The organism is Peribacillus sp. NPDC096540 (genome assembly GCF_050278525.1).
In the GTDB taxonomy this organism is placed as follows: Bacteria; Bacillota; Bacilli; order Bacillales; family DSM-1321; genus Peribacillus.
In genome coordinates this window covers 1-1,837 of sequence record NZ_JBNNTG010000102.1, presented here as the reverse complement: position 1 = coordinate 1,837, position 1,837 = coordinate 1, and the positions used below count along the sequence as shown (strand labels likewise).

Below are 1,837 nucleotides of genomic sequence, written 5' to 3'. Positions count from 1 at the left end.
AGTACCTTGCGCTTCCTTAGTGGTTGGTCGATGTGTACCCCCACAGTGGACTTTCACCACCTAGATAGTTGCCATGCCTGGCACACAAGAAAAAGTTGCCTTAAAGACAGCTCCGATCTTCAGCTAACGCACTTGTTAGCTGAAGAACTAGGATATTTTAGTTTTTCTTTGTAAGAAGACAGAATCCCAAAACCAATAAATAGCAGCTGCTGAAAAACTTAAACCGTAATATAGTTGGGTTTTAACTAAATATGTAGGTTCAACTCTAAATAACATTACATTAAACAAAAATACTGCTACAAAAGAAAGTACCGTGTAAATTAAAAGATAAAACACATTAAATTTTCTCGGGCGTTTATTAAATATAATTTGCAATGGTACTGCAAAAAGTAAATAAGGTATAACAACATAAAAAGAATAAGTAATAACAGGCAATAACCGCAACCAAGAGGGTTCTCCACTAAAAACAATTATAACAACAGAAAAAGAGATACAAGACAAGAATAGACTAAAAAAATAATAAGGTATTACATCGCTAATTTCCGATACTTTTTCACTTAATTTCCAAATCTCCAATTTTGCTCAACCTTCCTAAATGTCATGTGAATTTATTCCATCATAATATCATTTCTTCAACTATTCTGCCCCGATAGTTCATTAAGGGTATTTTTTCACTTTAATGCGAATGTATGATAATGCTTAGAATCATACGTTCAAAAGGCCGCCAATTGGCGGCCTTCTTATGGCGCTAACGCACCCGGAAGTTGATTAAGGAATTTTGTTTTATTTGATTAATACTTTTAAATCTAATCCATAAACATCTTTTTCATCTACTAAATACAAATTAGACTTTCTACCTATCACGTTGAACTGTCTAAGAATTTCACCATTTCTATTTACAGGTTTATAAGTGATTATACTTTTGTCACGCAAGGAGTACGAGTAAAGAAAATTCTTATCATTACTGTATGTTGGACCAAACAAGATTTGTTCTTGCCAAACTGCAAAGGCATTACTGCCTTTAATTTTAAGTTTATTATAAATTCGATACTCATTCATATTTTTAATACTTAATAATGGGAAATCAGAGTAGTAATAACAGTAAATTTCATCATTTGAAACCACATTTAAAGCGTAACAATCATCTATTGGGGGAATGTCTTTCTTTCCCCAAGAAAAATCAGTAAAGTCAAAGACTTGTTTTCCTTTTGAATTAAAACAACTTAAACCACTTCCTCCAACAGTTTGCCCATAAACTCCTTCATCGAAATATCCCACCCAAATGTCTCCATTTTCAGATACCTGCAAATTTTCTATACCATCTCCTAAATGGAATGAAATAATGCTATTACCGTAATCGTCAAAAATAGTAGCATTTTTAACATTTTCATCATCAGCCCTAGACTCAGCTAGAAGCCAACCATCATTTAACCTTTGAATATGGTTGAATAATTTCCTAACAGGTGAAATTGTATACTTTTGAATCTCATGATTATTAAAGTGATAAATATCATACTTGAAAGTTCTTTCGGTTAAATTTTCAACACCCATTACAATCAGTTGACCTTTAAAATCTGCTGATAGATTGGTAGATTCATACTTATTTGGCAATTCCGTAATACTAAAAATATGTTCTAAATGTAATTTATTCAATAATAATATCTCCTTTTCAACGGTTGTAAAAACCGTAATACCAGTAAGTATTTTATTTAGTGTATTTTACCATTTTTAATTAAACTATACTGCCCCGTTAGTTGCATAATCGAGTAGGGGGAAAATAAGTGTATTATTTTCGCCCCTCTCACAACACCGTACGTACGGTTCGCGTATACGGCGT

Annotated in this window: 2 protein-coding genes; both read right to left on the bottom strand. The window is 32.4% G+C overall.

Translation table 11 applies throughout. The annotated features are described in order from the left end of the window. Positions 1-147 precede the first annotated feature (147 nt). Positions 148-576, bottom strand: a complete 429-nt coding sequence (locus ACQKMR_RS28355) for a UPF0715 family protein (RefSeq protein WP_427700242.1) — start codon at positions 574-576, stop codon at positions 148-150. Between the two features lie 207 nt (positions 577-783). Beyond that, positions 784-1,653 carry a hypothetical protein gene (locus ACQKMR_RS28350; RefSeq protein ID WP_427700241.1) on the bottom strand — a complete coding sequence of 290 codons (870 nt, stop codon included), beginning with the start codon at positions 1,651-1,653 and terminating at the stop codon, positions 784-786. Positions 1,654-1,837: the final 184 nt, after the last annotated feature.